Source organism: Streptomyces sp. NPDC055103 (genome assembly GCF_053607625.1).
Genome location: NZ_JBSGTX010000071.1, coordinates 1 through 23,044 on the forward strand (window position 1 = coordinate 1; position 23,044 = coordinate 23,044).

The window sequence follows — 23,044 nt, forward strand, 5'->3', positions numbered from 1 at the left end:
GTCAGCGCCTTGACCACCCGCAGTTCACGCCGGCCGTGTCCGCTGTCGCGCTCGGCGTGACGGGCGGTGACGTCCTTCCAGGGAAGCGAGCGCAAGGTTCTGTACAGCGAGGGCTGGTTGCCCTTGACGACCAACAGGAAGTGCGCCTTCTTGTCCTCCAGGAGGAAGCGGACGTGCTCACGCTGTGTGTGCAGCGCGTCAGCGGTCACCGTAATCCCTCGCAGGTCGAACGGTGCCAACAGGCGTGTGCAGCCGGTGATTTCGTTGGTCTTGTCCGGTACCCGCAGCTGACTGACGGTCTGCCCGGTGTTGGTCAACGCGGCCAGCAGGTGCACGGCCGCGACGGAATCGTGGCGTGAGCCGCGCGCGGCCTTGCCATCCACGGCGAGCGTGTCCGCACCAGTGGGATCGCCGCCCAGCAGGTCGGCCAGGCCTCCGGGGCACACCGCGCTGATCATGCGCCGGATCGTCGCGGTGCTCGGCGCAATGCGCACGGCGAAGACACTGGTCACGCGGGCGCCGAGCCGGGCAAGCGTCTCCTGTGGGGCCTCGGCCGCCCACTGTCCTATTGCCGCATAGGAACGGGCACCGGTCAGCACCGCACAGGCGGCGACCAGCAGCACGCTCACGAACGGGTGACGCACCCCGCGTCGCCGTCGCGGGTCGGGCAGCCTGACCAGCCGCTCCGTCACCGGCAGGGCGTGGAGGCCGCCCAGAGGCAGGGACTTCACAAGACAGGGCGTGGCAGACTGACGGCACATCGAAGCTCCGTTGGGTGCAAGCGACTTGGCAAGGTCACTCGCTCCAACGGAGCTTCGTTGCGTGCGACACGGCTCTCATCAGACAGCCCGCCGACCAGCACGTTCACAAGATCACACGACTTTGCAACAGCCCTGATAAGGAGGCCGATGCGCGTCGCGAATGTAAGGGCATATGAGAGGACGAGAAGGGCCCCTTCATCAATTACTTTTCCGAACGCTACGATCGAGTGCAGCGCCATACAATGACCGGAGTATTAAAAGGACTTGGCAAGGGTCTTGCCGGGCGCGCGGACCGCCGTGAAGGACGGGCGGTGGCGCAGGGTGAAGCCGATCGACTCGTACAGTCGGATCGCTGTCGTGTTGCTCGCGGCGGTGTGGAGGAACGGGACGTCGCCGCGCTCCCGGATGCCGGCGGCGACGGCGCGGACCAGTCGTGTCGCCAGCCCCCTGCCCCGGTGTTCGGGATGGGTGCACACCGCGCTGATCTCGGTCCAGCTGGGCGGCCGCAGCCGCTCCCCGGCCATCGCGATCAGCCTGCCCTGATGCCGGATGCCGAGGTACGCGCCCAGCTCGACGGTGCGGGGCAGGAACGGACCGGGCTTCGTGAGCCCGATCAGACCGAGGATCTCGGGTACGTCGCCGGGTCCGAGCCGCACCGCTTCGGGGGCGGGTTCGGCGCGCAGCGAGGTGTCGGCGAGCTGGTCGCCCAGGACGGAACCGATGGCCTCCCAACTGTCGGGCGGGGCCGGCACGCCGGAGAGCGTGGCGATCCCACCGTGGCCGACCACCTTGTGCAGGTCGGCCCAGGAGCCCGGGTCGGCCTGGTCCGCAAGGGCGGCGAACGGCGAGACGTCCGACGGATAGCGGGCGGCCCGGGAGGGGAAGAGGCCGGTCCCGGGGCGGGCCGCCTGCTCGGCGAAGGCGGCGTGCGGGCCGGACAGCGAGGCCCAGGCTGGATTGTCCAGGACGTGCGGGGACACGAAGTCACCCGGGCTCGTACGCGTGCTCGGAGCTGCGTTCGTGGTCAGGCGGCGGGCTTCTCCGTCCATGGGGCGGCCCGGAGGCCGGGGATTCCGGAAGGGGTTACCGGCCGGCCCGGCGGGTCGACCTCCGAGGTGATGACGGCCTCGTCGGACAGGTTTCCGACGGCGAGCGGCTGCGCGCGTGCACCGGCCGTTCCCGATCAGATGAAGAGGCCGCTGATGTCGTTATCCGCGACGCAAGCTAGGCAGCCCGGAGAAGCGCTGTCAACGGCCCCGATATCGGTACTCGCGAAAGCGTGCGGCGATTTCATACGCCGTACACACAAGGCCTTCCGGTGAAATGAACCGGGCTGCCGTTCAGAGCCACGGGAGCTGGTCGTCGCCGTCGGGATCGATGTCGTTGCAGCCGGTGGTGCGCATCATCGCCCTTCCGGCCTAGGCTCCCTCTCATGGGACTCCCTGTGCGCACCGGCGACGGGCGGCTCCTGGTGGCCGAGGAATGGGGCAATCCTTCGGGTACCCCGGTGCTTCTCCTTCACGGGACGCCCGGTTCCCGTCTCGGCACCCTGCTGCCCGGGCTCGCCGCGCGGCACCCCGGCTTCCGGTTTCTCGCCTACGACCGTCCCGGCTACGGGGAGTCGCAGCGCGCCCCGGGTCGCCGGGTCGCCGACGCGGCCGGGGATGCGGCGGCCGTCGTCGACGCCTTCGGCGTCGAGCGGTTCGCGGTGGTCGGCCGGTCCGGCGGGGGCCCGCACGCACTCGCGTGCGTGGCGCTGCTGCCGGATCGGGTCCGGGCGGCAGCCGTACTGGTCGGGCTCGCACCGCCGGACGCGGTCGGTCTCGACTGGCACGCGGGCATGACCCCGTTCAACGTGCACGAGTACGGCCTGGCCCGCGCCCATCTGGAAGGGCGGGACCCCGGCGGGCTCGAGCGGGACCTGGCCGCCCGGGCCGTAGCCATCCGGCGGGACCCGGCACGCCTCCTCGACGACCTGCGTGCCGACCTCTCCCCCCATGACCTCCCGGTCGTCGAGGACCCCCGGGTGCGCGCGGTGCTGCTGCGCACCTACCAGGAAGCCCTGAGGGGCTCGCACCACGGCTGGCTCGACGACTGCCTGGCCTTCGTCCGCCCGTGGGGCTTCGACGTCTCCTCCGTCACTTCTCCCGTGCTGCTGTGGCACGGCCTCGACGACGCGTTCTCACCCGTGGCGCACACCCGTTGGTTGGCCGGTCGGATCCCCGGCGCCGAGCTCGTGCTCGTACGTACCGGTCATTTCGCCGCCCAGCTGGCACTGCCCGACGTGCTGCGCTGGCTGGACGGTCAGGGCCCGGGGCGCTGATACGAGGTCGAGCGGGCGCCCTTCAAGGCGTCGAGGATCCGCTCGTGGCTGTCCCCGACGACATCGCCGACACGGACCCTGATGTGGAGCGCCTCGACCCCGTCGACGAAGCGCTGGGAGAAGGCGCCGAGCATCGTCGTCTCGTAGGAGGCGGCGCCCACCAGCGGAAACTTCCCCATGGTGACCAGCTGGAAGTCCTCCCCGGCAGTGAGCCCGGCCCCCGTCAGCACCTCCGCCACGCCTTGGACGTCGGTCCACGGGGCGGCGTGCCGCGGGTCCTCGCCGCGCAGGACGGCCCGGCACTCGTAGGCCTCTATCACCACGGCGTGTGAGCCTCCGTTGAGCAGTCCGACCTGCCATTCGGGTACGCCGCCCCGCAGGTGCCCGGTCGTCCAGTCGGCGCGCCAGCCCAGCATGGGCCGTACGGTGCGGGCGTACTGGGCCCTGGCGAGAACCGCGCCGGCCGCGACCGCGAGCAGACTCCCGAGCGGCTCCATGTCGAGCAGCTCCAACCGCCAGGGCCATTCGGTCCGGGCCGCCTCCGTCATGTTGGCCCGGACGACCTCCCAGCCGAGCACCGCCGTCAGCAGGACGAGCAGCACGATCGGCGCCGTGAAGAGCAACGGGCTACGCCGCACCCGCCGTTGAGCGTCCGCATCGATCGTCGGCCCACCCCGTCCGAACCTGCCCACGACCACTCCCCCAGTTCTCGCACAACGGTCCCCCGGCCGCGCATACGGCCCGGGGGGCCTCGACCGGCTCATGGTGCCCGAACCGGGGCGCGGCCGACTAGTTCGTGCGTCCAAACATTGTTTGCAGTGCCCATCGGGGCCCGCGGGCAGCGTTGGAGGCACAACCTCACCCTCGCCACATGACCAGACCGGCCACCGACCCGGCCCCGACCTTCCCGGTTGCGAGCTTCTGCAACACGCTTCAGGCGACGCGCTCCCCCAGCCGCTCCATAGCTCGTTCCAGTTCCCCGCGCGTCCCGATCGGGACGAGGGCGGGCCGCCCGGGGACGCGTACGCCTCCCGTGAGGGCGACCCTCGTCCGTCCGTCGCCCAGCGCGTCGGCCGCCATACCGACCACCAGGAACCGGCTCTGCAGCCAGCCCCAGCCGGGGCGCAGGACGCCGTGGAAGTGGGCGCGCAGACCGTACCGGCTGCGGGCCAGGGCCTCGACGCGGTCACCGTCGACCCGCAGGACCCGCGCGGACCGCATGTCGGGCTGGAATTCCCCGAAGCCCCCTTCGAGGTCGCCCATCACGCCCCACACCTCGTCGAACGCCGCGGGCAGCACCTGTTCGACGATGTGCGCCCCCCGGATCGCGGCCCCCATCACGCGCAGCCGTCCCACATTGCTCTGTGTCATCCGTTCCACGCCTTTCGGAAACTCTGCCGGGCACGGTGCAACCGCGACTTCGCGGTGCCGGCCGGAACGCCGAGTACGGCCGCCGCGGACTCCTCGTCCAGGCCTTCGACATCGCGCAGTACGAGGACGGCGCGATGCTGGGGGGACAGTCGCGCGAGCACGTCGTCGATGTCGGCGGCCAGTTGCGGATCACCCCGCTCCGGGACGTCGGCCAGCTCGGCCGGCCGCGCCCGGGCCGCCCGCTTGGCGACGCGGACCGCCTCGCGTACGGAGATGCCCCGCACCCACCCGTACAGCGCCTCCGGGTCCCGCAGCGACCGCAGCGACGTGAACACGGCGATCAGTGCCTCCTGGGTGGCGTCGGGGCCGTCGTCCAGCGCCATCGAGCGGCAGGTTCGGGCGATGTACAGGGTGAGGTGGTCGTGCAGGGCCAGCGTGTCGCCCCGCCGGGCGGCCCTGGCGAGCGTGACGCCCCGGTCGGCACTCCTGGAGGCATCGTCAGCGGGCGGCACGCAGCGCCGCCCATCCGAAGACCAGACACAAGGGCGTGTACAGGAACGTGTTCAGCCACGGGAACGCCGCACCGGACCCGTCGCGGCCGGTCACGATCCACACCAGCCCGGCCGTGGCACGCAGCAGCATCCCGGCGGCGACGGCCGCCGTGACCAGACGTGTGGTCCTGCCGCCGCGCTCACGCACCCGGGCGAACACGGCCAAGGCAGCGAGGCCTTCCAGCGCGGCGAGCGGCAGCACGACAGACGCGCCGAAGGAGACGGCACTGCCGAGGACCGCGAGCGAGAGGCTCCTCTCGTCGTGGGCCGGCCACGTCAAGCCGGTGGCCCAATAGACGTGCACCAGAGCGAGGGCGGCGAGCAGGGCCGAGACGGCGCGCGCGCCGGTGGCCGTGCGAGGCCGCTGAATGTCGATGACCGCCATGGGTCCCCCTCCGAGTCGAGCCGGTGTCGAGAGCCGGCACCCGAAGGAGGAGCCGAAGCACCCAAAGGTTCCCTGTGAGCCGCCTCACAGCGGAGCCAGGGTCCGCGCCGAACTCGGCGGCGACTGTCACCACATCACCTATGCCGCCGCGGTCACCCGATCGCGACTCCCGTTCGATCGGCAGCCTTCGAGATCGGTACGGGCACCGACCACTTACGCGTCGGAATGCTCCGGCAGGGCGAGCCAGTCCGACCAGGAGATCTCGCGGCCGAGGAAGCGCGGCTGCTCGAACGGCCAGTCGGCGGCGATCCACTCCGGCACCAGCGCGTCGAAGGCCTGCTCGACCTTGCTGCCCACCAGCTCGTCCACCACCCACCAGGCGATCTCGCCGTCCGCGCCGGCCCGCTCCGGTGGGTCGATGTAGACACAGCCGAGCAGAGCTGTCTCCGCCGCGTCGAACAGCGCGTAGTTGAAGGACTGGTGTGCGGCGATCTCCTTCTCGTGCCGCAACAGGTCGGTCTGATCGGCCTCGTAGGTCATGGTGGCCGCGGGCCAGCCCCAGGCCGGGCCGAAGATGGTCCACAGTCGCTCACGCGAACCCATCACAGCCGGATAGTCCAGCGGGGTGTCCGCCTCCCGGATCGGCCGCAGGTGATGACCACCGCCCGGCAGCGGTACCAAGACGGGGTGGACGAAGTCGTCGGGAAGCCAGCTCATGCCGCCGACCGTAGCAGCGCGCGGCCGTCCGCTCCCTTGCATATCTACCGCTGGGTCGTCGCAGCGGCCCTCGCACTTCTGCGCTGGTTCCCCCGACTGCGTATCCGATCCGATGGGGGATCCGCGCCGACGTCCACCAGGCCTTCCCCACCCTCGGCTGCGCGTTCATCTGCCGGCGGCGCCTCAAAGAGCAGTGCTGGTCTGCGCCCTCAGCCCGAACCGGCGACCAGTGCCTCGCCGAGCGGGGTGCGCCGGTAGAGCACCGAACGTCCGGATCGGGCGCGGACGAGCAGCCCCGCTCCTCGCAGGATGGCGAGGTGGTCTCCTACCGCGCCGGGTGCCATGGCAAGGCTTCGGGCGAGATGGCTGGTACTGGCCGGGGCGTCCAACGCCAACAGCAGCCGGGCTCGGGCCCGGCCGACCAGAGCGGTCAGCGGGTCCGGTTGGGGGACGGTCTCCTGTTCGCTCCACAGGGCAGCGGTGCCGCGGGCAGGGTAGACCAAGGTCCTGGGCCAGGGGTCTTCCACGTGGGCGGCGATATGCCCGACGACGGCCGAAGGGATCAGCAGGAGCCCGTCGCCGGAGAGGTGGACTGTTCCGCCTCGGAAGAAGCCGATCTCGATACCGCCGGCTTGCCAGGTGACGCCCGGGTGCAGGCTCTCGATGGTTGCGGCCCATCCGTGTTCGCCGATCACGCCCACCCGGTGCACGACATCACGCTCGCAGACCGCGCGCAGTTGCGGCCAGTCCGCGGCGAGCAGCTCGTGCCACGCCTGGTCCATCGCCTCGGCGATCCTGGAGACGGCGTCCGGCGAATCCAGCACCGCGCGTACGCGGGGATCACGGGCGGACGGGCCGGTCGCGGTGGCGGCGAACTCGTGGCGGGCCGCTTCCAGCGGTGTGGCCCGGATCATGGCCAGGTCGTCAGCCCAGGTCTGGCTGAGGCCGCGCGGAGGCGGGGCGACGAAGTTCGGTCCGCCCTGCGGGGCCTGCAAGGCGAGGGCGGCGTCCAGCTCGGTCTCGCGGCGAAGCCGTTCAAAAGCCGGCATGAGCCGGGCGGCCCAGGCTCGCGGCAGCGGCTGGCCTTGGCCGGCGAGCGAGCGCAGCAGCAAACAGAGGTCCAGCGCGGGCGACAGCGCGAAGCGGCTGCGCAGCAGGTCCTCGACGGAGACTTCGAAGCGCAACACCTTGCCATGCTATCCCGGCACGTCTGGTTCGATTCGTCCAGCGACGAATCATTGGTGAGCGACCTGGAGGCACGGCGAGGGTGGGCGTCATGATCCCAACCGCCGAACCCGCGCAGGGCAACCACCGTGCCACCTACCGGGAAGTGCTGGCCGAGCCGCGATTCCGGCTCCTCTTCTCGACCCGCACCGTCGCGATCACTGCGGACGCTCTGCGGATCACCACGTTCTCGGTGCTGGTCTTCTCGGCCACCGGCTCCGCGCCGCTGAGCGCACTGGCCTTCGGCATCGGCTTCGTCCCGCAGCTGTTCGGCTCGCTGATGCTGGGCTCACTGGCCGACCGGCTGCCGCCCCGCACGCTCATCGCCGGCGGCTACGCCGTGTCGTGCGCCGCCGCCCTGCTGCTCGCCCTGGTGCGGATGCCGATCGCGGCGAGCCTCGCTGTCGTGGCGCTGGTCGCCCTCGCCACACCGGTGTTCAGCGGCGCGTCGAGTCGGCTGGTCGCGCAGTCTCTGGAGGGTGACGCCTACGTACTGGGCCGTTCACTGAACAACATCGCCGGCGCCGGCGCGCAATTGTTCGGTCTGGCGCTGGGAGGTGCGGCCGTCGCGGCACTCGGCCCGCGCCAGGCGCTCGCGGTAAGCGCCGCCCTCTACCTCGCCTGCGCGCTCGCTGTCCGCATCCGGCTACCCCGGCTGCGGCCGGGAGAGTTCGGCGGCACACCCGGCAGCGCTCAGGGCGATGGCGGGGCCGTCTGGGCAAGCCTGCACGGGGCCGGCCTGCTGTTGCGCGGACACAGGGTGCGACGACTGATACTGGCCCAGTGGCTACCGCCCGCGTTCGTGGCGGGCGCGGAAGGCCTGATCGTCGCCTACGCGGGAGGCCGCCACTTCGCGCCGGGCTGGTATGCGGTGCTGATGGGCTGTCTGCCGGTCGGCATGCTGGTCGGTGACCTGCTGGTGGGGCGACTGCTACGGCCGCCCACCCGGGAGCGACTGGTGGTCCCGTTGATCGCGCTGATGGGACTGCCGCTGGTCGGCTTCGCCGCCGAGCCCGGAGTGGGCGTCTCGTCCTGTCTGCTGCTGTTCAGCGGCTTCGGATTCGCCTACGGTCTCGGCCTCCAACGGCCGTTCCTGGACGCCCTGCCGCAGGATCGCCACGGCCAGGCCTTCGGCCTGCTCGGCTCCGGCGGCATGACGCTTCAGGGCGTCGGGCCGGCTTGCTTCGGTGCGGTTGCCGCAGGCATCGGAACAGGCGGCGCAATCGCCGTGGCAGGCGGCGCGGCGGCGCTCACCGCCGGCTGGATTCTCACCTGGCAGCCGCCCACGTCCCCGGCCCCCGTCCCGAACCGCTCAACGGGATCAGAGAACGACGGCCGCCACGCACCCCACCCTGCCCCCCATGCCTCTCTGACAGACCGTCATAGCCGGTAGCTCATCATGTGAGGAGTCCTGCGCCTCGGCTCTGCCCGGCCATTGCGGACCACGTACGTATGGGATCTTGAGACCACGAACAGCCTAGGGAAGGCTCCTGCCACATGATCGATGAATTCGCGAAGGACAACCTGCACGGGAGACTGCGGCGGGACCGCGAGGCGCTGCTCTGGAAACTCGACGGCTTGTCCGAGTACGACGCCCGCCGGCCTTTGACGGCGACCGGGACCAACCTCCTCGGCCTGGTCAAGCACGTGGCCACCGTCGAGGCCAGGTATTTCGGCGAGGTCTTCGACCGCCCTTCCCCGGAACCGCTGTGCCGGTGGCAGGACTCCGACGGCAGCGATCAGTGGGCGACCGAGGACGAGACCCGCGATCAGATCATCGGGTTCTACCGGCGCACGTGGGAACACTCGGACGCGACGATCAACGAGCTTCCCCTCGACGCCCCGGGCCACGTGCCGTGGTGGCCGGAGCCCTACCTCAACCCGAACCTGTTCGCCGTCATGGTCCACGTCCTCGGCGAGACCATCCGGCATGCCGGGCACGCCGACATCCTGCGCGAGGGCCTCGACGGCCGGACCGGGCTGCGCGCCGAACAAGAGAAGCAGATCGACGAGGAAGCCCGTACCGCCTACCGCGCGAAGATCGAGCAGGCGGCCGCCAGGTCGGCCGCATTCGTCCAGCTCTAGCACGTCCGAGTCGTTCAGCGGGCGCCGGCTGGCCAGGCCCGAGGCAGTGAACACCAAGCAAGGCGCAACTTTCGAGTTGCGCCTTAGCGGTCGAGGTGCAACTCTGGGGTTGCATCCTTTCGTCGCGCTGAAGGAGTCCCTCATGAGCGAGGACCGGATCGAACGCGAAACCCTGATCGCGGCACCCCTGGAGCGGGTCTGGTCGCTGGTGGCCCAACCCGGGTTCTGGGTGGCCGACAAGGCCGGTTTGCCCGGCACCGTGGCCAGGGAGGGCGAGTCGATGGTGGCGAAGCACCCCGAGCACGGCGATTTCCCCGTGCGCGTGGAGAAGGTCGAGCCGCCGACGTACCTGGCATACCGCTGGACCAGCGCGTTCCCCGGAGAAGAGCTGCGCGAGAGCAACAGCACCCTCGTGGAGTTCACGTTGACCCAGGAAGGCGACCAGACGCGGCTCCGCGTCGTCGAGAGCGGGTTCGCGGCGCTGGCCGGGTCCGAGGACCTGCGCAGTCAGAACCTGAAGGACCACAGCCAAGGCTGGCCCCTGGAGCTCCAGGCGCTCAAGACACGCGCCGAAAAGCCCTCCACGTGACGGAAGAACATGCCGGCACCGCCGAGGTCGTCGACAGCGTCCTCGGTGCGCTGGCCGACCCGACACGACGTCACCTGCTTGATCTGCTCGCCGCACAGGGTGAGGCCACTGCCACGACGCTCGCCGAGCGACTTCCCGTCTCGCGGCAGGCAGTGGTCAAGCACCTCGCCGTCCTGGACGCCGCCGGGCTGGTTTCCGGCGGCCGGGTCGGACGCGAGGTGCGGTACGCGGTGCGGCCCGCGGCGCTGGACACGACAGCACGGTGGATGGCCTCGCTCGCGACCGACTGGGACCGGCGGCTGGCGAACATCAAACGCGTCGCCGAGGCAGCGGAGCGGGATTCGGATTCGACGCGCGCCAACTGAAGGAAGCACGCTATGGACACGTCAACACTTCGCACCGCCTACGAGACGCTTCTCGATGCGGCGGCCGTCCCCGACCTCGGCGAGGCGGACGACGGCGGATGGAACGCCGACCAGATATTGGCTCACCTCCTCAGCGTCGACGCCTCGATCGGAGCGGTTGCCCTGAGCGTTGTCGCCGGCTCGCGGCCCACATTCGACAATCGGATCTGCCTCGACGGCTGGAATCTCGACCGCATCATCGCCGAGCACTCGGGCCGAGCGGACCTGATCGACCATGTCCGGAGTCAGGCCGACGCCCTGTGCGACATCGCCGATCGGCTCAACGAGGAAGCCGCCTCAGTCCTGGTGCCGTCGCTCCTCCTGTCCAACGACGCACTCGTGTTGGACCAGCCGATTCCGCTGGCGAGCCTGATCGATGGCCTCGGCAAGGACCACGTGCCCGCGCATACGCAACAGCTCCTCGCTCTTCGCGTCGCCGTCCCTGGACCCGCCTGAAAGGCGGCGAACGAGCGGCTGCTCAGCGCAGTACGGCCGCCAGCAGGTCGGTCCCCAGCGTCGTCAGATCGGGCAGATTCACGGTGTACCGGACGTAGCGGCCCTGCCGCCGGGCCGTGAGCAGGCCCGCGCGGCGCAGGTCAGCGAGGTGGCGGGACACCTCCGGGGGTGAGAGTTCCCAGGCGTGGGCCAGCTCGCCGGTGGTGTGCGGGCCGCGGGCCAGGGTGGCAGCAGCCGTACGGGGTGCGCGAGTGCCTCCAGCCGTAGCGTGACCGTTTCCAGCGGGACCGGCTCCGGTGGACTCGACTCGGGCACGGGGTACTGCACCACCGGCCGCCGCCCGGGCGCGTGGACCGCCACCAGGTGCGGGCGGCCGAAGACGCTGGGGAGGAAGGTGACGCCGTTGCCGTGGGCGGCGGTCGCCTTGTCCTGCAGCTTGCACAGCCCGGCCGCCCTCTGGGGCAGCCTCGCCACCGCGACGCTCCTCTCCGCCTCCGCCGTCGCCGTCGCCACCGAAAAGGATCAGGGAACGCGGCTCAGCGTTTGGCACCGCCGTAGGCTGACCCGATGGGGTTCTTCGAACGACTGAACGGCACCAGGCGCCCGGCAGGCGGCGTGACACCGCTCACCGCGGCCTCGGTCCGCGACGCCATCCTCGCGGTGAGCGGTCCGGAGGCGCCCTACCTGGTGCGCCTCGCCGGCCCTTCGGAGCAGGCCGACCTGATAGCGGACTGGCGGATCCAGCACCGCTCATTCGGCGAGGACGTCGACCTGCGTCTGAGCATCCGCATGCGGCTGGACCCTCACCGGCGCGAGGTGCGGGCCCTCCAGGAACGGCGGTCGAGCACCCGGGGCCGGCTGTCGGCGTCGCGCGAGTACGGCCGCGGGGCTGGGTACTCGGTGGAATGGACGTACGAGCGAGGCCCCGACGGCCGCCGCCGCAGGGTCAAGACGTTCGACACCCGGGACATGACGAACGCCCTCCGCGAAGCGGTCCTCGGCGCCGGGTGGACATGGCGGCCCCGCCTGCTGAAGCTCTGACCGCCGGTGACCAGCGCACCCTGCACCGCAGGCTCCCGTGGAAGGGGTAGTTCCCGAACAGGTCGAGCGGATTGTCCTGTTCACGTTGTCCCGGCTCCTCGGCCGACGTCCGGGGCGAGGAACTTTCCGTGCTCGCCTCCGGCCTCAGCATGCACGAATGGGAGCTCTACCAGCTCACCGACGACCGGACTCGACTGGACCGCTCCGTCGCACGCGCCGAGTCGGCCCTGGACGCCCTCCCTGACGACGCGCCCGACCTCGCTGGCATATGCGACGGGCTCGGCCGATGACGCGCATGCGGCCGTCGCCCACGGACGCGAAGCGTTCGCCCTCGCAGCCGGGCCGGGCCTCGACATGGTCGCCAATCTCGCCCGGGCCCTGAGCCAACGCTTCAGGCTCCACGGCAATCCGGCCGACCTGAACGAGGCCGTCTCCCTCGGTCGCGTCACCGACACCCTGAGTCAGATCACCGACGAGGTGAGCGACAGCCCGTACTGGCACGCCGCGCGGGGGAATCTCGCGCTCCCCCTCTCGTTGCGCCACGCCGAGCGCCACTCCGTACGCCCCTCCGCCGACGATCTCGACGAGGCCGTCGACCATGCGCGCTCGGCGGTCGACACCGCTCCGGACCACCACTCCGACCTGCCACGGCTGCTCCACACCCTCGCCACCCTCCTCGTGCGGCGTGACGGACGTTCCACGGATGCGAGCGAGGCGACGGCGCTATGGCGTCGGGCCGCCTCGCCCGGCACGTGGGCGGCCTTCGTCCACCTCGGTGACTGGAGCGGGGTGGCGCGCGCCCGCGCGGCGGCCGCCACAGGCCGGCTCACGGGCTGCTATGTGCCAGGAGCCCGATACTGGATCTGCTCGGCCCTGCGCAGGGCGTCCAGCGTTTCATCGACGCTCAGGAGAACGGTCGTCTCGAACGAGCTGAGCGCGCCGCCTCCGCTGATCGCCAGCGCGACCGCGGCCATGGACACGTTGTCCGGCGCTTCCCAGAGGTTGTAGCCGTCGTGCGTGCCGAAGGCGTACCAGAAGCCGTGCAGTTTCCCACCGACGGACTCGATGTACGACTGAGCGGCCTTCGCGCGGTCCTCAGGGTGGCCGATCAGCCTCGCCCAGGTCTCCGGCGTGTAGCTGAACTTCGACAGATAGAGCGGCATCGTGTCTCTCTTTCGTTTCATCCACGATGCCCTCGTCAGGTGGGAGCACGGCCCGGTCGGATCACAGTTCCCCCGAACAGCGGGGGACGTCGACCGCCATGGCCCACAAGGGATGTCCGGTCACCGGCCACGTCCCCGACCAGGTCGCGGACGGCCTCCAGCGCGACGTCGACCGGATCTCCGCCCTGATGGGCAGCCGGCCGGTGCTGCCGGCCGCGTCCGACTAGACGTGCGGTGACGACGGAGGGCCGCCCGGAAGGGCCGGATTCTCCGGGTGACGTACGTCGCCGCTGCCGAGCAGGACGCGGGTCCGGACCCGCATCGGCTCGTCGCCGCGCCGGGAGAGCAGGACCAGCTCGTCGACCCGAGCCGTCATAGGGCCGAGGAGGGCCTCCGCCTTCCGGACAAGGGGGTGCGGGTCCGGGGTACGGCCGAGGGACAGGTGCGGGGTGAAGCCCTGCGAGTGCGTTCCGCAGAGCGGGAAGCGGAGCTCCAGGGACTCCCGCAGTCGCGCCCAGGGCTCATGGCCCGCGGCGGTCGGGTCGAGCCAGACGGTGGCGTCCTCGCGGTGCCCGAACCAGTGGATGCCCGCCAGCCGGGCGGTGAACGGCGGCGTCTCGGCGAGCGCCGCGGCGACCAGTGGCGTCGCCCGGGGGAACTCGGCCTCGGGGACGAAACCGAAGAGCACGTTGACGTGCGGCGGCCAGCGGCGGATCTGCCGGTCGTGTTCGCGGCGAATGTGCTGGATCGGCGACCACAACTCCGCCGGCGGCAGCCAGGCGACGGCGGTGCGGTTCGTCGGCGGGACGGCGAGGACGTCGCCAGGTGCCAGGGCCGGCCCAGGGCCGACCTGCCCGACGAGGGTCTCGCCGAGCCGGTCGATGCCGGAGGCGCGGTCCCAGACGACCTGGCCGTCCGCCTCGAAGAACACCACCCGGTGCCAGGGAATCTCCCCGCCCGGTACGAAGTCGCCGAACAGGACCCGCTTCGGCGGGGCCCCACGCTCGGCGATCCCCATGACGAACCGCTCGGGGTCGAAGCGCGGGTCCCAGAGCACCCGGTGATAGATCTCGTCGCTGGTGTGCACGTCAGCACCTGCCCTCGACTACCAGGGTGGCGCACGCCCCGTCGGCCCCGCAATGCAGTGGTCGGCCCTCCAGGGAGCAGCGGGTGGTGCGGCGATCCGGCGGCGACCTTGTTCCGCCCGAAGGATGTCGCAAGGGCACGGCCGGCGCAGCCTGCCTTGCCCCGGCCCTGCCTGCCCTTGCCCCTGGAGGTGTCGGGCAAACCAGCGGCACGAACCGTCCGTCGTCTGCGCGGGGCGGAGGCCGGATGACACCGGCGGCAGCGGGTGGTCAGGCAGGGCGGGCAGCGGCTCTGGCCGCCGACCCGGTCGGCGAGCGCCTCGGTGGCCGACCGGGTCTCCTAGGGGGCGAGGCGCAGGAGGGCCGGTCGAGCATCGGGGACCTCGCGTAGGGCCTCGGGGCCTCGCTCTCGGCCTCGTCCCGCAGATCTCGTCCGAGGAGAGGTGGGGCCGTATGTACATCCCGCCTGGCTCGGCATCCGCACTCGCGGGAAAGGGTCACGATTCGCCGGCCGCCGTGTCAACGGAGGATCGGACCGTCCTTCTTCTGCGGTACACCACCGCCCAGCACACCGCGAGAAGGAGTACGGCCACGGCGGACACCCCGAGGGCCGTCCGCTCGGCGAAGAGCCTTCCCAGCACTTCGAGGACGCCGAGGCCCGCGGTCGCGTAGATCAGTGCCCAGGCCGCTCCGCCCAAGAAAAGGGCGGGGAGGTAGCGCGGCAACGGCATGCGCATGGTGCCCGCGAGGAAGTTGGCGGCTGTCTGGAAACCGACGGTCAGGAAGGAGACGGCCACCACAGGTGCGCCCCACCGTTGGATCGCCCGCTCGGCACGCCGGAACTTCGCCGAAGAGATCCGTTCGGCGAACCTGCTGCGCCGGGCACCGGCGCCGGTGAGCCATCCGACGGCGAACGTTCCTCCGGCGCGAAGCAGGACGATGACGTACAGGGCCCCGGCCGTGAGGAGGATCTTATCCACGACGCCCCGTCCGGGGCACCGGGCCGAAGCCCGACGTCCGCGTCACCCGTGTGGGTGCTCCCGCCCCATCGGGCGCACGACACGCACAAGCCCGGTCACCGTCTCTCACCTGTGCCCCGCCTCTGCCGTATCCGTCCGCTGGGTACCCGTTTACGGTGCCGGAACCCAAACCCGCACGTTCTGGTCCGCCGCCAGGCAAGGCCAGCCTAACCGAACGTGCATACGGCGGGTACAGGGCGCCCCGTCACCCAAGCCACGGCGGGCGCGGTCGATGGATCCGGCCGCCTGAAGGCCGTCCCGTAGCAGCGGGACACAAGTGAGATGATCCCTCAACAGCGTCAAGGCGCTCGCGACCACCGACACCATCCGCCGCGGCCCAGTAACACCCCCGGACCCATCCCCGGACAGGGCAGCAACCACTGGCAGGCGCAGGCGGCGCAGGGATCTCGGAAGGAAACGGTTGCCGCGTTCTTCCAGACGCTTCCAGACGCCGGAGCGTGACGGGCGTCCGCTGACGTTTTCCGACGCCGCCCCACCGATGAATCCCCAGATCACTCCACCTCACCACCGGGAGAACCCGTGACCGACAGCAAGAACATCAACAACCCCGTGGGCCAGGGCGGCGGCCAGCGCAAGAAGCAGTCCCGCGCCGAGCGGCAGAACAACGGCCCGCACCGCAACCTCGACCGCCAGAGCGCGGCCGACCGCAAGGCGGAGCTGGTCCGCAAGATGCGCGAGAAGACGGGCACGACCACGAACGCCGGACAGGCGGACGACGACACCACCCAGAGCTGACACGCCACACCACCCCGGGACAGCACTCACGAGGCGCAGGGCCCGGACCGCGACACGCGGCCCGGGCCGTACCACCACATCCGGGCCACGCCGCCGTACAGGGCACGGCCGGCCCCGCTCAGCCCGGCCGACCGTCCGGACAGCCCACGACGGAGAGCAGTGTCGGAGCGGCGGACATCGTCGATCGCCTCATTCAGCCGCACTGCCATGTCGCTGACCAGGGCGCGAGTATCATCTGACATGGCCTATGTGATCACCGCCGCTCACCCTGACGACGCCGCGGTACTGGGACCCTTGCATCTGCGGAACTGGCTGGAAAGCTACGTCAACGCAGACGCTGGGGTCGATGAAGCCTGGATCCGTGAGCACCGCGGTTCGTCCGCCACTGCGGAAGGCATCGCGCAGTGGCGAGAGTTCATCGAGGTGGCGAACCAGCACCCCGCCCCGCACTTCTGTCGTGTCGTCCGGTCCGAGACGGAGATCGTCGGCTACCTCTGCGGCCACGAGGACGAATCGGAATCGGTCACCCTCGGACCGATGTACTTGCTGGACCGCGCCCAGGGGCACGGGCTCGGTGGCGCCATGATGACTGACTTCCTCACCTGGGCAGGACCTGCACGGATCCGCCTGGGGGTCGCCGACTACAACGAAGGGGCGCTCCGGTTCTACCGACGCCACGGCTTCGAGATCGGAGGCGAGCGTTACCTCTGGCGAGGGAGACTGCCCACCCTGCCGATGACCCGCGAGGCCCAATCAGCCGCCGGCTCCAGCTGAACCCAGGCATCTGGCCGGCGGCAGTGCGTTGCCCGGTCTATCCGCCGTACTCCCAGGCTTCCTCCATGGCCGGCCCTTCAGCTCGGATCTTCAGGAGCCGGGAGGCGATGGCTCCCTCGTTGCGGCCGAATTCCCGTGCCAGTTCGGGCAGAGAAGCACCTTGGGCGCAGCGTTCCGCGAGCCGTTCCTCGTCCTCCGGCTTCCAGGGCTTGTACGCGTGGGGATACAGCTGTCGCTTTTCCTCCACGGTGTACGCCTTGGGCTCTTCCGGTTCGGCGGGGGGACGCGGGGCAGGGACGAGGTCGCCGGGGTACGGCGCGAGTTTGAGACCGTAGAGCTTCCAGCGGATGGAGTTCTCGCTGCGCCCGAGTTCCTCGGCCAGTTGTTCCGGGCTTTTGCCCGCTCGATGACGCTCTTGGAGTTGAGCGACGGCTTGCGGGGTCCATGCCTGGCCGCGGTGGGTGGCCTTCACTCCAGACGGAGCGTCAGCGATTGCCGGGGCGGTCTTCACGGCGGATGCCGGGGCGGTCGTCAGGGCGGATGCCGGGGCGGTCGTCAGGGCGGATGCCGAGGCGGTCGTCAGGGCGGATGCCGAGGCGGTCGTCACGGCGGATACCGGGGCGGTCCTCGCGGCGGCTGCCAGAAGGCGGCTGATCTCGCCGAGATCGCGGGCATCGACTTCCCCGGCGAGTTCGCCGTGGATCACTCCGTCGGCGGTGCAGACGACGACGGCGATCTCGGCACGTCCCTCTGCCAGGAAGTCGATGTGCACGTTGTAGCGGCGGTCCGGGCCGGCGATCTCTACCTTCACGGTTGTCGTGTCCTGAGTCGTCGCGGGGGCCGTGTCCGCAGGGTGGTAGGCCGGAGACAGCAGCTCGTGGACGTGCCAGGAGGCAAGGTAGCTGCCGCCGTCTTCGAGTCGGTAACTCACCTGACTCGCTTCTAAGTCACATGTCGCGTAGAGGACCTCGACCCGCTGCCCGTCGAACAAGCCAGGGGCCTGCCCCGGAGCGGCAGTTGGGAGGGTGAGGACACCGCGCCCCGGGGACATGTCATGGATGACGGCGTCCGGATCTCCGTGCCAGGTGCCGCGGGTGTCACGAAAGGCATAGATCAGCATGATGGGCAGCCTTTCATCCGATGAGCCGTCAGTAAATCGCGGCCGGGTACACGACAGCCCTGTGCGCAGCCGCTCGAGCCGTCGGTGACGATCCGTGCCCCGCGAGCTTGGGCTGCGGGCCTTCACCCGCGTTACGCCTCACTCGTGGCATGGCACGCGCCGCGGTCGCGACGAGCCGCGATGACGTTCCGACGCGAAGTCGCATCGGCCGCCCAGACGGCCAGCGCACAGGCCGCGAATCCTGCGCCGAGGAGGCTGGACCCGCCCAGCCGTGGGTGGTGTGGACGGCCGTGGTCGCGGCCGCGCCCAGGGCCGAGCCCAGGGAGTAGAAGACCATGCAGCTGCCGATGACGCCGCTGACGCGGGCCGGATGCGCGGCGGTGAGGGTGTGCTGGTTGCTTACGTGTACGGCTTGGACCGCGAAGTCGAGGACCACGATTCCGGCGACGAGGACCCATAGCGATCGCAGCAGCTGGGCGATCGCCGCCCACGAGAGGATGAGCAGGGTGAGCGCGGTCCCGGTGACCGGGGTCGTGCGTCCCGCGTCCGCCCACCGGCCCGCGCGCGCCGCGCCGAGGGCGCCGGCGAGTCCGGCGATGCCGAGCAGTCCGATCTGGCTCTCGGTCAGCTCCCATGGCCTGTCCGCCAATGACATGGCCAGTCCGCTCCAGAGGGTTCCGAACGACGCGAACAGGAAGAACGCAATGAGTCCGCGCGTCAGGAAGGTGCGCTTCCGGAACAGTTCGCCTTGGGAGGTGACGGCCTGCTTGTACGTCACCGGCGGGCCGGGGCGCCGTTCCGGTGGGAGTGCGGCGAGGACGAGGACCGCGAGGCCGAGGGACAGCGCCGCGAGCACGGCGTACACGCTTCGCCAGCCCCATACGTCGGAGAGTGCCCCGGTGACGGCGCGGGCACCGAGGATGCCCACCACGACGCCCGAGGTCACGACGCCGATGTTCCGCCCTCGTTCGGCGGGCGGCGAGACCGACGCCGCGTAGGCCACCGTGGTCTGCACCACGACCGCGAAGATCCCGGCCGTCGCGATCCCCGCGAACGCCGCCCGCGCGGCCGACGCCGAGGCCGTCAGGACCAGGGCCATCGCGATGACCGCCAGGTGCGCCGCGATGAGCCGGCGCCTGTCGGTCACGTCACCGAGCGGCACCAGCAGGAGGAGGCCGGCCAGGTAGCCGAACTGGCCGGTCGCGACGATCCATCCGGTGAGCCGTGCCGGCACGCCGAGGTAGCGTCCCATCGGTTCCAGGACCGGCTGTGCGGCGTAGACGCTCGCCACAGCTACTCCGCACACCACCGCCAGCAGGAGCTCACCCAGCGCACCGCGTCGTCGGGCCGCCGCCAGGAGTACGTGCTCACCGACGCCGGGCACGCCCTGTTCCCCGTCATCGTCACCCTCCGGCAGTGGGGGGAACAGCACGCCTTCGCCCCGGGCGAAGGCCCATTTCGTCCTTCTCGACCAGCACGGCACGCCGGTGCCGGAGGTCGTGCCCTCCGGCGCCGACGGCACCCTCCTCGACGCCGACACCACCCACGTACAGAAGCTTTGATACGGATCGGGTTCGCCCCCCGTGGGGGGTGTTCCGCTTCGTCTCGGATTCGGGGGTCAGCGGCCTGGGCGGCGAGCTTCGCGCTTGCGCCTTACGGAGACGACGACGAGCGAGAGGGCACTGGTGACGGCCAGGGTTCCGCACATCACCATGCCCACCCCGAGCGCGAAGAGGCCGCTCGCGTCGTCCGACCAGTCGTAGGCGGTGGCCACGGTCAGTGCGGCGGTGGTGCCGAGCACCGCCGCCGCGACGCCCGCCCGGTAGGCCGCCCAGCACACCGGAGCCAGCAGGGTCAGCCCGAGCCCGATCACCTGCCACGCCTCGTACGGGCCCGTCGTCGAGCCGTCGGGATGCACGTCACGCTGCTGGTCCCAGCCCAGCCAGGCAGCCCATGCCGCCATCGCCACCCCGCCCAGCACCACGGCGGTCACCACCTGGGAAGCCGTTTTCCTCTGTCCTTCGCTCATGGCCTCAGTGTTCCGCCCGCGGTCGGACCCGCGTCAGAGCGCGGGTACTCAGTTCCGCCCGAGTAGGACGACCTCCGGAAGCGGAACCCGTGCGGCGTGTGCAACCGGCGGCGGTGCGTCCGTACTCCGCGCGGAGTAGTGGGCGCGGTGCGCCGCCCTCGGCAGTAGCCCTCGGCTCGAACTTCGCCCTGACGAAAGCCCCTTCGGGGGGTGGGAGTCTGGGATCGACCTGATGGGGATCTGCGGAGGGAGGCCCGATGGAAAGGCGCAAGAGGATCGTAGGCTGGGGGGTGCTGGCGTTGTGGGTGATCGTGATCGCTGCCGGCCAGGTTGGCCCGGACGAGCGAGGCCCTGCGGAAGAGGCCCAGGCGTACCAGCGGCGAGGCAGACCGGCGCTCGACGGCGACGAACACGAGGAAGAGGACCAGGCCCGCCGCGATCGTGAGGGTCGTCGAGGCCACCGAGGCGTGCGCGGCGCGCTCGACGCCGAAGACGAGGAGCAGGATCGCGCCCGTGACACTGAGCGCCCCGGCGAGGTCGACGCCCTGGCCGGCGCGGTGGGGGCGCGGCGACTTCGGAAGAGGGCGAGCGCGGCGACGAGGATGAGGGAAGTGAGGACGACAGGGGCGAAGAACACCCAGCGCCAGTCGACCGCGGCCAGCAGACCGCCGACCACCAGGCCGATGGAGAAGCCTCCGGCGGCGGTGCCGGAGTAGACCAGGAGGGCCTTGTTGCGCTGCGGTCCTTCCTCGAAGCCGGTGGTGATGATGGACAGGCCCGCGGGGGTCATGAAGGCGGCGGCGACGCGACGCCGGTCACGAAGCGGGCCACGATCAGCATCCAGCCCTCCGTGGCGAACCCGCCGAGGCCGGAGAAGAGCAGGAACACCACGAGCCAGAACACGAACATCTGGCGGCGTCCGAACAGGTCGGCGGCCCGGCCGCCCAGCAGCATGAAACCGCCGTAACCGAGTACGTAGGCACTCATCACCCACTGGAGCATGCCGGTGGACATGTCCAGGTCCTCACGGATCGAGGGCAGGGCCACATTGAGCATGGCCACGTCGATGCCCTCGAGGAAGATCGCACCGCACAGCACGAACAGCACGCCCCAGTCGCGCCCGCTCATGCGGTCGGTGCCTGCCCGAGGGTGATTGCAGTGTGGACACAGCATTTCTCCTTGCACGCGAAAGAATATCCAGGGGGAACGGGTGGGAATTCGCAACAGAATGCGCGCCGGTTCGGGCTCCCTGTTGTCACCACTGGAATCATGCGGCGTCGGCGGAAGGCGCGGAAGAACGCACTTTGAAGTCACCCAGGCACTCCAGGGGTACCGATCGCGACGGCCCGGACGACCGGGCGAGCCGGACGGGCTGGACGGGCTGGACGGGCTGGACGGGCTGGACGGGCTGGACGGGCTGGGCTAGCCAAAAAAGTTTGGGCGGGGATGTCGAGAAGCCGTGGCCTGCTCCGTCCCCGTAGTGAAGGCGGCCAGAATGGGCCGCACCAGAGCAAGGAGAGACGTCATGGCCAAGTACCTGCTGCTGAAGCACTACCGAGGCGCCCCGGCCTCCGTCAACGACGTGCCCATGGACCGGTGGACGCCGGAGGAGATCTCGGCCCACATGCAGTACATGCACGACTTCGCGGCCCGGCTCGAGAAGACCGGTGAGTTCGTCGACGGCCAGGCGCTCGCCCCCGAGGGGACCTTCGTCCGGTACGACGGCGAGGGGCGCCCGCCGGTCACCGACGGCCCGTTCGCCGAGACGAAGGACCTGATCGCCGGGTGGATGGTGATCGACGTCGACAGCTACGAGCGCGCCGTCGAGCTGGCCGGCGAACTGTCCGCCGCCCCCGGAGCAGGCGGGAAGCCGATCCACGAGTGGCTCGAGCTCCGCCCGTTCCTGACCGCGCCGCCCACCATCACCGAGTGACCTCGGACATGGACGACGCCCTGGTGCGCACCCTCGCGCCGAGCGTCCTCGCCGTTCTCGTCCGCCGCGGAGCCGACTTCGCGGCGGCCGAGGACGCCGTGCAGGACGCCCTCGTCGAAGCCGTCCGCACCTGGCCGGAGGGCCCGCCGCGGGACCCCAAGGGCTGGCTGGTCACGGTGGCCTGGCGCAAGTTCCTGGACGCCGCCCGTGCGGACACCGCCCGCCGTCGGCGCGAGGACCGTCTCGACCAGGAGCCGCCGCCCGGGCCCTCGGCCACCGACGACGACACGCTCCAGCTCTACTTCCTGTGCGCCCACCCCTCGCTGACGCCCTCGTCGGCGGTCGCGCTCACGTTGCGCGCCGTCGGCGGGCTCACCACCCGCCAGATCGCCCAGGCCTATCTCGTCCCCGAGGCGACCATGGCGCAGCGCATCAGCCGGGCCAAGCGCACCGTCTCCGGCGTCCGGTTCGACCAGCCCGGCGACGTCGCCACCGTGCTGCGCGTGCTCTATCTGGTCTTCAACGAGGGCTACTCGGGCGACGTCGACCTCGCCGGAGAGGCCATCCGGCTCACCCGGCAGCTGGCGGCTGCCATCGACCATCCCGAGGTCGCGGGCCTGCTCGCCCTCATGCTGCTCCACCATGCCCGGCGCGCCGCCCGGACCGCGCCCGACGGCAGCCTGGTCCCGCTCGCCGCGCAGGACCGGACCCGATGGGACACCGCCGCCATCGGCGAGGGCGTCGAGATCCTGCAGACGGCCCTGGCCCGCGACCGGCTGGGCGAGTACCAGGCCCAGGCCGCCATCGCCGCACTCCACGCCGACGCGCCCACCGCAGGGGAGACCGACTGGGTCCAGGTCGTGGAGTGGTACGACGAGCTCGTCAGCCTGACCGACAGCCCGGTCGTCCGGCTCAACCGCGCGGTCGCGGTCGGCGAGGCCGACGGTCCGCGCGCCGGTCTCGCGGCGCTCGCGGCCCTGGACGGCTCACTCCCCCGGTACGCCGCGGTGGCGGCGTACCTCCACGAACGCGACGGCGACCTGGCGACGGCGGCGCGGCTCTACGCCGAGGCCGCACATCAGGCACCCAACCTCGCGGAGCGCGATCACCTCACGCGCCAGGCCGCCCGCCTCAACGCCCACCGCCCCCGCTGAGGCCCGTCAGGGCCTGTGGGCGAGCGCGCTAGGGATCCGGCGGGACGGGAACACGGCGGGAGCCGGCGCCGTGGGGCGGCGTCGGCTCCTGGGGTGGTGAGGGT

The 23,044-nt window shown here is 70.9% G+C and carries 28 protein-coding genes and 3 pseudogenes; 14 read left to right on the forward strand and 17 right to left on the reverse strand.

The window, feature by feature from the left end:
* The coding region (locus ACWFR1_RS32645) for an ISAs1 family transposase (protein WP_453557647.1) at positions 1–629 on the reverse strand (629 nt) is incomplete at its 3' end.
* 386 nt (positions 630–1,015) lie between these two features.
* Positions 1,016–1,789 carry a GNAT family N-acetyltransferase gene (locus ACWFR1_RS32650; RefSeq protein ID WP_453557726.1) on the reverse strand — a complete coding sequence of 258 codons (774 nt, stop codon included), beginning with the start codon at positions 1,787–1,789 and terminating at the stop codon, positions 1,016–1,018.
* Between the two features lie 404 nt (positions 1,790–2,193).
* Between ACWFR1_RS32650 and ACWFR1_RS32655 the strand changes: the two genes are divergently transcribed.
* Positions 2,194–3,084: an alpha/beta fold hydrolase gene (locus tag ACWFR1_RS32655; protein WP_453557649.1), complete on the forward strand. Its 891-nt coding sequence runs from the start codon at positions 2,194–2,196 to the stop codon at positions 3,082–3,084.
* On the opposite strand, the gene ACWFR1_RS32660 is transcribed toward ACWFR1_RS32655, so the two are convergent.
* From ACWFR1_RS32660 to ACWFR1_RS32685, 6 genes are all read right to left on the reverse strand, one after another.
* Positions 3,066–3,722, reverse strand: coding sequence for a hypothetical protein (locus ACWFR1_RS32660; RefSeq protein ID WP_453557651.1), 657 nt, complete (start codon positions 3,720–3,722; stop codon positions 3,066–3,068). The two genes, ACWFR1_RS32655 and ACWFR1_RS32660, sit on opposite strands and share 19 nt — an antisense overlap.
* A 295-nt stretch (positions 3,723–4,017) precedes the next feature.
* A complete protein-coding gene (locus tag ACWFR1_RS32665; protein WP_453557652.1) occupies positions 4,018–4,455 on the reverse strand; it encodes a hypothetical protein in 438 nt (145 codons plus the stop codon).
* A complete protein-coding gene (locus ACWFR1_RS32670; RefSeq protein ID WP_453557654.1) occupies positions 4,452–4,967 on the reverse strand; it encodes an RNA polymerase sigma factor in 516 nt (171 codons plus the stop codon). Before ACWFR1_RS32670 ends, ACWFR1_RS32665 begins: the two co-directional genes overlap by 4 nt.
* Positions 4,954–5,391, reverse strand: a complete 438-nt coding sequence (locus tag ACWFR1_RS32675; protein WP_453557656.1) for a DUF3995 domain-containing protein — start codon at positions 5,389–5,391, stop codon at positions 4,954–4,956. The genes ACWFR1_RS32670 and ACWFR1_RS32675 overlap by 14 nt, the downstream gene beginning before the upstream one ends.
* Positions 5,392–5,604: 213 nt before the next feature.
* Positions 5,605–6,108, reverse strand: coding sequence for an N-acetyltransferase (locus ACWFR1_RS32680; protein ID WP_453557658.1), 504 nt, complete (start codon positions 6,106–6,108; stop codon positions 5,605–5,607).
* Positions 6,109–6,317: 209 nt separating this feature from the next.
* The gene (locus tag ACWFR1_RS32685) at positions 6,318–7,295 is read right to left on the reverse strand and encodes a winged helix-turn-helix domain-containing protein (RefSeq protein ID WP_453557660.1); all 978 of its coding nucleotides are present in this window, start codon (positions 7,293–7,295) and stop codon (positions 6,318–6,320) included.
* A gap of 89 nt (positions 7,296–7,384) precedes the next feature.
* On the opposite strand from ACWFR1_RS32685, the gene ACWFR1_RS32690 reads away from it, so the two are divergent.
* The 5 genes from ACWFR1_RS32690 (at position 7,385) to ACWFR1_RS32710 (ending at position 10,866) form a co-directional block, all read left to right on the forward strand.
* The gene (locus tag ACWFR1_RS32690; RefSeq protein ID WP_453557662.1) at positions 7,385–8,725 is read left to right on the forward strand and encodes an MFS transporter; all 1,341 of its coding nucleotides are present in this window, start codon (positions 7,385–7,387) and stop codon (positions 8,723–8,725) included.
* Positions 8,726–8,829: 104 nt separating this feature from the next.
* Positions 8,830–9,417, forward strand: a complete 588-nt coding sequence (locus ACWFR1_RS32695; protein WP_453557664.1) for a DinB family protein — start codon at positions 8,830–8,832, stop codon at positions 9,415–9,417.
* 142 nt (positions 9,418–9,559) lie between these two features.
* A complete protein-coding gene (locus ACWFR1_RS32700) occupies positions 9,560–10,006 on the forward strand; it encodes an SRPBCC domain-containing protein (RefSeq protein WP_453557666.1) in 447 nt (148 codons plus the stop codon).
* Positions 10,003–10,371, forward strand: a complete 369-nt coding sequence (locus ACWFR1_RS32705; protein ID WP_453557668.1) for an ArsR/SmtB family transcription factor — start codon at positions 10,003–10,005, stop codon at positions 10,369–10,371. The genes ACWFR1_RS32700 and ACWFR1_RS32705 overlap by 4 nt, the downstream gene beginning before the upstream one ends.
* A 12-nt stretch (positions 10,372–10,383) precedes the next feature.
* Positions 10,384–10,866 carry a hypothetical protein gene (locus ACWFR1_RS32710; protein WP_453557670.1) on the forward strand — a complete coding sequence of 161 codons (483 nt, stop codon included), beginning with the start codon at positions 10,384–10,386 and terminating at the stop codon, positions 10,864–10,866.
* A 22-nt stretch (positions 10,867–10,888) separates the two neighbouring features.
* Here the strand turns inward: ACWFR1_RS32710 and ACWFR1_RS32715 are convergent.
* A pseudogene (locus tag ACWFR1_RS32715) lies at positions 10,889–11,307 on the reverse strand (metalloregulator ArsR/SmtB family transcription factor); the annotation flags it as partial.
* Positions 11,308–11,433: 126 nt separating this feature from the next.
* Here ACWFR1_RS32715 and ACWFR1_RS32720 point away from each other — a divergent pair.
* Together ACWFR1_RS32720 and ACWFR1_RS32725 are read left to right on the forward strand one after the other, a co-directional pair.
* Positions 11,434–11,907 carry a hypothetical protein gene (locus ACWFR1_RS32720; protein ID WP_453557672.1) on the forward strand — a complete coding sequence of 158 codons (474 nt, stop codon included), beginning with the start codon at positions 11,434–11,436 and terminating at the stop codon, positions 11,905–11,907.
* A gap of 128 nt (positions 11,908–12,035) precedes the next feature.
* Complete coding sequence (locus tag ACWFR1_RS32725; RefSeq protein ID WP_453557674.1) at positions 12,036–12,197, forward strand: hypothetical protein; 162 nt, start codon at positions 12,036–12,038, stop codon at positions 12,195–12,197.
* A gap of 546 nt (positions 12,198–12,743) precedes the next feature.
* On the opposite strand, the gene ACWFR1_RS32730 is transcribed toward ACWFR1_RS32725, so the two are convergent.
* Entirely contained in the window at positions 12,744–13,091 is a 348-nt protein-coding gene (locus ACWFR1_RS32730) for a GYD domain-containing protein (RefSeq protein ID WP_453557675.1), read from the reverse strand.
* Positions 13,092–13,168: 77 nt separating this feature from the next.
* On the opposite strand from ACWFR1_RS32730, the gene ACWFR1_RS32735 reads away from it, so the two are divergent.
* The gene (locus ACWFR1_RS32735; protein WP_453557677.1) at positions 13,169–13,297 is read left to right on the forward strand and encodes a hypothetical protein; all 129 of its coding nucleotides are present in this window, start codon (positions 13,169–13,171) and stop codon (positions 13,295–13,297) included.
* Here the strand turns inward: ACWFR1_RS32735 and ACWFR1_RS32740 are convergent.
* On the reverse strand, positions 13,294–14,157 hold the full coding sequence (locus ACWFR1_RS32740; protein WP_453557679.1) for an RNA repair domain-containing protein: 864 nt from the start codon (positions 14,155–14,157) through the stop codon (positions 13,294–13,296). The two genes, ACWFR1_RS32735 and ACWFR1_RS32740, sit on opposite strands and share 4 nt — an antisense overlap.
* A 495-nt stretch (positions 14,158–14,652) precedes the next feature.
* Complete coding sequence (locus ACWFR1_RS32745) at positions 14,653–15,135, reverse strand: DedA family protein (RefSeq protein ID WP_453557681.1); 483 nt, start codon at positions 15,133–15,135, stop codon at positions 14,653–14,655.
* 579 nt (positions 15,136–15,714) lie between these two features.
* Between ACWFR1_RS32745 and ACWFR1_RS32750 the strand changes: the two genes are divergently transcribed.
* Together ACWFR1_RS32750 and ACWFR1_RS32755 are read left to right on the forward strand one after the other, a co-directional pair.
* A complete protein-coding gene (locus tag ACWFR1_RS32750; protein WP_453557683.1) occupies positions 15,715–15,930 on the forward strand; it encodes a DUF6243 family protein in 216 nt (71 codons plus the stop codon).
* Between the two features lie 240 nt (positions 15,931–16,170).
* Positions 16,171–16,704, forward strand: a complete 534-nt coding sequence (locus ACWFR1_RS32755; RefSeq protein WP_453557685.1) for a GNAT family N-acetyltransferase — start codon at positions 16,171–16,173, stop codon at positions 16,702–16,704.
* Positions 16,705–16,741: 37 nt separating this feature from the next.
* Here the strand turns inward: ACWFR1_RS32755 and ACWFR1_RS32760 are convergent, their stop codons facing one another.
* Positions 16,742–17,950 (reverse strand): hypothetical protein, encoded by a 1,209-nt coding sequence (locus ACWFR1_RS32760; RefSeq protein WP_453557687.1) that lies wholly within the window; start codon positions 17,948–17,950, stop codon positions 16,742–16,744.
* A gap of 5 nt (positions 17,951–17,955) precedes the next feature.
* Positions 17,956–19,133: pseudogene (locus tag ACWFR1_RS32765) on the reverse strand (MFS transporter).
* A gap of 12 nt (positions 19,134–19,145) precedes the next feature.
* Between ACWFR1_RS32765 and ACWFR1_RS32770 the strand changes: the two are divergent.
* Positions 19,146–19,386 (forward strand): annotated as a pseudogene (locus ACWFR1_RS32770) (winged helix-turn-helix transcriptional regulator); the annotation flags it as partial.
* A 56-nt stretch (positions 19,387–19,442) separates the two neighbouring features.
* Here ACWFR1_RS32770 and ACWFR1_RS32775 read toward each other — a convergent pair.
* The 3 genes from ACWFR1_RS32775 to ACWFR1_RS32785 are packed head-to-tail and all read right to left on the reverse strand — an operon-like array spanning position 19,443 to position 20,981.
* Complete coding sequence (locus ACWFR1_RS32775) at positions 19,443–19,853, reverse strand: hypothetical protein (protein ID WP_453557689.1); 411 nt, start codon at positions 19,851–19,853, stop codon at positions 19,443–19,445.
* Positions 19,854–19,857: 4 nt separating this feature from the next.
* Positions 19,858–20,643, reverse strand: coding sequence for an MFS transporter (locus tag ACWFR1_RS32780; RefSeq protein ID WP_453557691.1), 786 nt, complete (start codon positions 20,641–20,643; stop codon positions 19,858–19,860).
* Positions 20,640–20,981, reverse strand: a complete 342-nt coding sequence (locus ACWFR1_RS32785; RefSeq protein WP_453557693.1) for an MFS transporter — start codon at positions 20,979–20,981, stop codon at positions 20,640–20,642. Before ACWFR1_RS32785 ends, ACWFR1_RS32780 begins: the two co-directional genes overlap by 4 nt.
* 397 nt (positions 20,982–21,378) lie before the next feature.
* Here ACWFR1_RS32785 and ACWFR1_RS32790 point away from each other — a divergent pair, with 397 nt between their 5' ends.
* Complete coding sequence (locus ACWFR1_RS32790; RefSeq protein WP_453557695.1) at positions 21,379–21,786, forward strand: YciI family protein; 408 nt, start codon at positions 21,379–21,381, stop codon at positions 21,784–21,786.
* 8 nt (positions 21,787–21,794) lie between these two features.
* On the forward strand, positions 21,795–22,940 hold the full coding sequence (locus ACWFR1_RS32795) for an RNA polymerase sigma factor (RefSeq protein WP_453557728.1): 1,146 nt from the start codon (positions 21,795–21,797) through the stop codon (positions 22,938–22,940).
* Positions 22,941–23,044: the final 104 nt, after the last annotated feature.